Here is a 6,587-nt window from a genome sequence, read left to right on the forward strand (position 1 = left end):
ACATGGGAATCAGTATTGCTTTGGTGAACTGCTCCGGCAATGTCGGCAAGACGATGATCACGCGCGAAGTGTTCGCACCGCGTCTGCCGGACCTGCGCGTGATGCAGGTGGAGTCGATCAACGCGGACGAAGCTGCGGTTGGCGCCGGTGGCCGGGATGCAGTGCGCCCGGAGACGCTGATCGCGGCGCAGTTCGACATGCTGCACGAGGCGCTGATGCTGGGGCAGGCACTGATCGTGGACATCGGCGCATCCAACGTCGAGGAATACCTGAATCGACTGGACGAGGCCGCCGGCGCGCACGAGGACTACGGGTTCTTTGTGGTGCCGGTCGTACCGGCGCGCAAGCAGCTGCAGGACACGATAAAGACCATCGAGTTGCTGGCTGATTTGGGCGTCGAACCCGATCGGATCCGTGTCGTGTTCAACCAGGTCGAGGCGCTGCGCAACGAAACCGACGAGGTGGCGATCGGCCGGGCGTTCGGGCCGTTGATCGAGTTCTTTCGTCGGGTGGGCGGCTTCCGGTTGGACATGGCCGCGTCGATCCCGAAGAGCGATGCGTTTCCGGCCGCGGCCGCGTTGGGCACAACCGTGTATGCGATTAACGCGGACGAAACGGACTACAAGGCCGGCCTCGCCGAGATATCCGATCGGAACGAAGCGGTCTTGCGCACGAAGCTGATCGGGCTCAAGCGCCGTGCTACGTCCCTCAACCCGAAGCTCGACGCCGCGTTCGCTGCGGTGATGCGGGAGAAAACCGTATGAATGCACCCATTCCAGGCGGCCTGGCTGCCGTCAAGGCGGCCGCGCAGACGAGCTCAGGTAAAGGGGAGTCTGGCGATCGGGACGGCGTGGTGTCGATCGACGGTGTGAAGCAAGCGTTGCTGTCGCTGTCGTCGAGCCCGGAGTTGCGCGAAGCCGTGGTGGCCGAGTTGGTGACGGACCTTGCCAAAGCTGCTGAGGCCGTCCACGACATCGAGAGGCTGCTGCGGGTGACCGACGAGCAGTTGACGGGCCGCCTGGAGGAAATGCGCCAGGCCTCCGAAGAGTTCGTAGCGGTGGCCGTTCGCCATGAGGCAGCGTTTAAGGGTGAACTCGCGGTGCGTGCCGCTCAATTGGCGCGTCGCGAGGCACTCGACGCGCTGTCGTCCGAGCTCGTCAAGCTCCAGCAGCTGATCTCTCTACAGAATCGCCCGCGCACGTCGTGGCGCACGATCGGCATGACGGTCGTGCTGACGGCCGCCGTCACGATCATGCTGGTCGGCACCGCGATCACCAGTTTTCGTCACGTGATAGGAGGTGCTTGATGCACGCCTACCGTTTCGGTACCGCACTCATTTCGGCCGACGCCGATGATCTGCAGCGTCATCTCGCGGCCGCATACAAAGGCAAGCAGCGGCCGCTCTGCGCGTGCCTGCCAGACGGCGTGCCGATGTACATCGCCAAGCTGGACGCCCACTATGTCATCAAGCGCATGCCGGACAGCGGCGCAAAGCACGCGCCGGAGTGCCCGTCCTACGAACCGCCGGCGGAACTGTCGGGGCGCGCGGCGGTGCTCGGCCAAGCCGTCCAGGACGATGGCGAGGCGACGAACCTGCGTCTGGATTTCAGCCTGACGAAATCGAGCGGCAAAAGCGCGCCGGAGTCGTCGGGGCGCGAGAGCGACTCGGTGCGTACGGATGGGGCGAAGCTGACGCTGCGCGGCCTGCTGCATTACCTGTGGGATGAGGCGGGATTGAATCGCTGGTCGCCGGCGATGGAAAACAAGCGTAGCTGGGCCCTCGTGCGGCGCGAGCTGCTGTCGGCGGTGCTCGGCAAGACCGCGAAGAAGGCGCCGCTCGGCGAGCAGCTGTTCATTCCGGAGACGTGGTCGCTCGATCGCGATGCGGAGTTGACCGCACGACGCATCACGGCGATGGCGCCGCTCGCGAAGGTCGGCAAGACGCGGCCGATGATGATCGCGATCGGCGAGGTGAAAGAAATCTTGCCGACGCGCTCCGGAGCGAAGCTGGTTGCGAAGCACCTGGCGAATTTCCCGTTCATGCTCGACGAGGATCTGCACCGGCGCTTCATGAAACGGTTCGCGAATGCGATCGCGCTGTGGGACGGCGTCGAAGGTGCTCACCTGATCTTCATTGCGACGTTCGGGCTTGAATCGACGGGCCTCGCGACGGTATCCACGTTGTCGGCGATGGTCGTGACGGATCGCTGGATCCCGTTCGAGGACATGTACGACAAAGTGCTGATCGACGCGATGACGAGCGACCGCCGGCGTTTTGTGAAGGGCCTGCGCTACAACCTGGCCGAGAACCAGACGCTCGCATGCGCGGTGCTAACCGACACCGATGTCCCCACGGCGCTGTATGTGCTCACGCCTGGCTCGCCCCCAGAAGCTGGCGAGGCGCTCGAGGCGGTGATAGCTGAGAGCGCGGTGCCCGCGTGGGTATGGGACGCGGACGAACCGATGCAGCTGCTTCCGTCAGCGAAGGGGGCGATCCGGTCGCTGCCGGCACCGGGGCCCGAGAGCATCGCGAACAGCACGGGGGCGACCGCATGAAGCCGACGTTTGATTCATCAATGCCGCCTGCGGTGACGCCCCCGTGGTTCGATGCGTCGCCGGTCTGGACGGTAAACCTGCCGCTCATCGTGAACTGCGCGATCGCCGAGGTTGTTCTGTTGCTGCTGGTTGCTGGTGCGGCCGCAGTGACGAATCTGTGGTGGTTGCTGGCGGTTGTGTTGTTTGTGCCGATCGGAACCGTGCTGCAGGCGGTTGCGCAAACACGCGCGACACGCTTTGTGATCGACGAGGCACGGGTGACCGTGACGCGGGGGATCGTGATGAGAGAAACGATCAGCGTCGAGCTCGCGCGCGTGCAGAACATTCAGGCACTCGCGCTGTGGTGGCAGGAGCGCATGGGCTTCGGCAGCCTGCGTTTCGAGACGAGTGACGTGTATCACCCGGTGTGGGAGCTGCACGGCATACCGGATGCAATCGTATGGCGCGACTACCTGACGCGTTACACGGTGGCGCTACGCGAAGCGCGCGGGATACGCGACGTGAACATCGGGCGACTTTAAGCGGGCGGAAAGCCGCTCATGCTGCGAGACATTGCGAAATCAAACAACGCTGCCCTGCATCCGGGTCAGCTTTTCTGAGGGCCTACCATGACTACCGATAAGAACCGCGATGTTGTACTTACCGACCTTGATCCGAGCAAGACGAGCGCCGAGCAGGGTTTGTATCGCAAGTTCGACGTGCGCCGCATCGACGGGAGCGACCAGCCCGGCGGCAAGCACCAGGACAGCGAGTATTTCGTACTCGACCTCACGCATGACCTGCACGCGCGCGGGGTGCTCCGTGCCTATGCGATCGCGTGCGCCAAAACGCACCCCCATCTTTCCGCCGACCTGATCGCGCGCTACGGGCTCGACTTTTTCGAGCAGGATCCGGCAGCGCCGGCCGACACTTTCAACGCCGATACGAACAGCCTGATCCGTTCGATCTTGTGGCTGCTTCAAATGGACGCTGCCGGTTTTCTTGTGCCCACCGTATTCGTCGAACACGGCCGCAAACTGCTGGATGCATCGGTTGGCAGACTTGCCGCCCTGCCAGCTCACAATCCGGGGCCGCAGCAGCCGAGGCAATTCGTTGCGCAGTCGGCCGCGCGAGCGGACGAGCCGCGCGCCCCGCTGACGGCGCAAGACGCACTCGCGGCGATCGAAACTTTCGAGATCGTCGGCGACAACAATCTGTCGCGCGAACCGAACAGCGAAGATCGCTTCCTCTTGTCCGAGTTCATCGCTCACCTGTTCGACGGCTACGCTGTCCAGCAGCCGGCGAGCGACGACAGTCGCCGCACGCCGTCTGACGGTCGTGACCGGATTGCACCGAACTGATTACGACGGACAGCGATGAGCAACGACGATCTGAAGGCGGTGACGGAGGCGCGACCGAAACGAGGTCGGCGCCCCGCAAAGGATGCGTTGGGTTCGCCAATCAGTACGCGCCTCACTGACGCGGAGCGGCAGCTGTTCGTCGAGAAGGTGATCGCGTCTGGCCTCAGCCAATCCGAATTTCTGCGCGAGTGCGTGCTGACGAATCGCACGCAGATCGTGTCGCGGCCTCCCGCGAGCGTTGATCGGAAGCGGATCGTGTTTGTGGTCAACAAGACGGGTAACAACCTGAATCAGCTTGCGCACGTCGTCAATCATGCGCGGCTCGCCGGGACGCTGCGTGACGATCTATTCGTCGCGTTGATGGACGAGCTGCAGCTGATCACGCAGCTGTTGAAGGCTCACCTGCAGCGGGTGGACTGACGATGCTGATCCGTATTTCGGGCCATCACGACGGCGTCAAACAATACCTCGAGGACGGGCGCAAGGTTGGCCGCGAGTTCAGTCGAGACGAAATGGATGAGCGCGTCGTGCTGGATGGCGACCTGGACCTCACCGAGTCGATCTATCGGATGATCGACGCGGCGCCGAACGTCGATCGCTATCTGACGATCACGCTGAGTTTCAAAGAAGACCATATCGATCGCGAGACGCTGGACGCGATCACGCGGGAATTCAAAGCGTTCGTTTTTGCGGCGTACCGGCCGGACGAGCTGAACTTCTATGCGGAGGCGCACCTGCCACGCGTGAAAAGCTACGTCGACGAGAAGACCGGCACGCTCGTCGAGCGCAAGCCGCATATTCACGTCGTGATTCCGAAATTCAACCTGATCTCGGGGCATAGCGCGCGCCCATTCGGTTTTGACAAGCTGAATCTCGACTACATCGATGCGATACAGGAGCACCTGAACGCGAAGTACGGCCTGGCCAGCCCGAAGGACAATCGCCGCACGGAATTCAGCGATGCGTCCGAGATGCTGAGTCGGTACCGGGGTGACCTGTTCCGTGCGGATAGCCGGCAGCTGAAGGAACGGATCCTCGATGCGATGCTCGACCGGCGTGTCGAGCGCGTCGACGACTTCATGGCGCTGCTCGCCGAGTACGGGGCCGTGCGCGTGCGCAACGCCGGGCGCGAGGATGCGTATCCCAACGTGAAGCCCGCGGACGCGGCAAAGGGCGTGAACCTGAAGGATTACGTGTTCTCGCGCGAATTCATCGAACTGTCGACCGACGAGAAGCTGCTGCAGCTTGCGGCCGATGCGGCTGAACATTACATCGAGCGCCAACCGGCACGCGCGACATCCGAAGACATTCAGGCGCGCCTGGACGAATGGATGACCGAGCGTGCACGGGAAGTCAAATATCTCAATAGTGGCAACACGCTTCAATGGCAGCGCTATCAGCAGTCGTCGTCGGGCGATCGCCGCTTGATGCTCGACACGCTCGAGCGCGGTTTCTATGCACAGCACCTGAAGGAGTTTCATGATGACACCAGCGGATTCGGGCGACTCGAGCCCGACGACTTCGAGCGACCATTCGACACCCCATTCAACGGCGATGACGAGTGGGGCAATGCCGACTTCGGCCCGACCCTCGATGGGCCAGGCGGACCCGGATTCGATCCCGGACCGTCCGGTGCCGATCGAACCGCCGCCCTTGATCCCGACGAGTTTGGCATTGGGCCAGGTGAACCGGAATTTGTGGCCGAACCCTTCGACACTGTGCGAGCGCTGTCCGGCGGCGATCTGGTCGGCGTCGCCGAAGGACGTCCAGTGCTTCTGCCAGATTCTGCGCACGAACACGTGGACGACGCTGGCGCCGTATCCGCGTATCGCTTGCGACGGGTTCGCGATGGCGATCGAGAAATTGCGCCAGAAAGAAGCAGCACAGGCCGGGTAGCAGACAGCGCGATCGCGCAGGCGTCACGCGACGCGCGTGAGACGAGGCGGCAGCAGGCGGGTAAGGGCGAGTTCGCCGAGATCCGGCAGCAGCTGAACGCGGAGCGGCTGCTGGCCGAGCTGTCGCATTCGCACGGCGTGTTGCCGCAGAAATACGTGGTCACGGTCGGGCGCGATGGCGGCACCCGGATCCGGGCCGGCCGCCGCAATCTGAACGTGTCCGACTTTCTCACGAAAGAGTTGAACCTGTCGTGGGGAGAGGCCGCGCCGCTGCTGCGCGAAAGCTACGCCCGTCAGCTGTCGGGTGAGCCGATTCCGCGTGCGCGCGAGCTGCCGCGTACGGTGCTTTGGCGCGAGTTCGCGGCGGAGCGCGACGCGCATGGCCGGGCACGGCGTGCCGCGTGGGAGACGCAGAAGGATCACGAGCACGCACGACGTGCGGCGATCGCCGGCGATCTCGCTGCGCGCCGCACGCAGATTCGCCACGAGCCGCAGATGCGGCAACCGGAGCGACGCCAGGCACTCGCGGCCGCGCGGCTGAATCGCGCCGCGGCCGATACGACGCTCGGCGCGCAGATCCGCCTCGAGCGGGCTGAGTTGAAGGCGCGGTACGGCGATACGGCGGGCCTGACGTTCTCTGGCTGGTTGCAGCAGCGCGCGCAGGGCGGCGACGAGCGTGCGCTCGCCGAGCTGCGCCGCACGGGCAATCCGAGCCGTGCGGACGAAAAGCCGGTCAATACGATTCGGCCGGGCATGCCAGGCGTGCACGAGGACAACGCGATCCTGTTTCATGGGC

The 6,587-nt window shown here is 64.0% G+C and carries 7 protein-coding genes; all 7 read left to right on the top strand.

All coding sequences use genetic code 11. The features are described from left to right. Positions 1 to 2 precede the first annotated feature (2 nt). Positions 3 to 764 (top strand): StbB family protein, encoded by a 762-nt coding sequence (gene stbB / locus CFB45_RS37940; protein WP_256978555.1) that lies wholly within the window; start codon positions 3 to 5, stop codon positions 762 to 764. Continuing rightward, positions 761 to 1,306 (top strand): hypothetical protein, encoded by a 546-nt coding sequence (locus tag CFB45_RS37945; RefSeq protein WP_089430263.1) that lies wholly within the window; start codon positions 761 to 763, stop codon positions 1,304 to 1,306. Before stbB ends, CFB45_RS37945 begins: the two co-directional genes overlap by 4 nt. Continuing rightward, positions 1,306 to 2,556, top strand: a complete 1,251-nt coding sequence (locus CFB45_RS37950) for a DUF1173 domain-containing protein (RefSeq protein ID WP_089430264.1) — start codon at positions 1,306 to 1,308, stop codon at positions 2,554 to 2,556. The genes CFB45_RS37945 and CFB45_RS37950 overlap by 1 nt, the downstream gene beginning before the upstream one ends. Further along, entirely contained in the window at positions 2,553 to 3,077 is a 525-nt protein-coding gene (locus CFB45_RS37955; protein WP_179255162.1) for a PH domain-containing protein, read from the top strand. Before CFB45_RS37950 ends, CFB45_RS37955 begins: the two co-directional genes overlap by 4 nt. Before the next feature lie 87 nt (positions 3,078 to 3,164). After that, positions 3,165 to 3,896 carry a hypothetical protein gene (locus CFB45_RS37960; protein ID WP_144025302.1) on the top strand — a complete coding sequence of 244 codons (732 nt, stop codon included), beginning with the start codon at positions 3,165 to 3,167 and terminating at the stop codon, positions 3,894 to 3,896. A gap of 15 nt (positions 3,897 to 3,911) precedes the next feature. Next, on the top strand, positions 3,912 to 4,316 hold the full coding sequence (locus tag CFB45_RS37965) for a plasmid mobilization protein (RefSeq protein ID WP_089430267.1): 405 nt from the start codon (positions 3,912 to 3,914) through the stop codon (positions 4,314 to 4,316). A 2-nt stretch (positions 4,317 to 4,318) separates the two neighbouring features. After that, on the top strand, positions 4,319 to 6,587 hold a 2,269-nt coding region (locus tag CFB45_RS37970), incomplete at its 3' end, for a hypothetical protein (protein ID WP_218828896.1).

It is taken from the genome of Burkholderia sp. HI2500 (genome assembly GCF_002223055.1).
Taxonomy (GTDB): domain Bacteria; phylum Pseudomonadota; class Gammaproteobacteria; order Burkholderiales; family Burkholderiaceae; genus Burkholderia.

Excerpts from the sequence above, each read along its gene's own strand:
- stbB (WP_256978555.1), top strand. The coding sequence starts at position 3 with ATGGGAATCAGTATTGCTTTGGTGAACTGCTCCGGCAATGTCGGCAAG.
- CFB45_RS37945 (WP_089430263.1), top strand. The coding sequence starts at position 761 with ATGAATGCACCCATTCCAGGCGGCCTGGCTGCCGTCAAGGCGGCCGCG.
- CFB45_RS37950 (WP_089430264.1), top strand. The coding sequence starts at position 1,306 with ATGCACGCCTACCGTTTCGGTACCGCACTCATTTCGGCCGACGCCGAT.
- CFB45_RS37955 (WP_179255162.1), top strand. The coding sequence starts at position 2,553 with ATGAAGCCGACGTTTGATTCATCAATGCCGCCTGCGGTGACGCCCCCG.
- CFB45_RS37960 (WP_144025302.1), top strand. The coding sequence starts at position 3,165 with ATGACTACCGATAAGAACCGCGATGTTGTACTTACCGACCTTGATCCG.
- CFB45_RS37965 (WP_089430267.1), top strand. The coding sequence starts at position 3,912 with ATGAGCAACGACGATCTGAAGGCGGTGACGGAGGCGCGACCGAAACGA.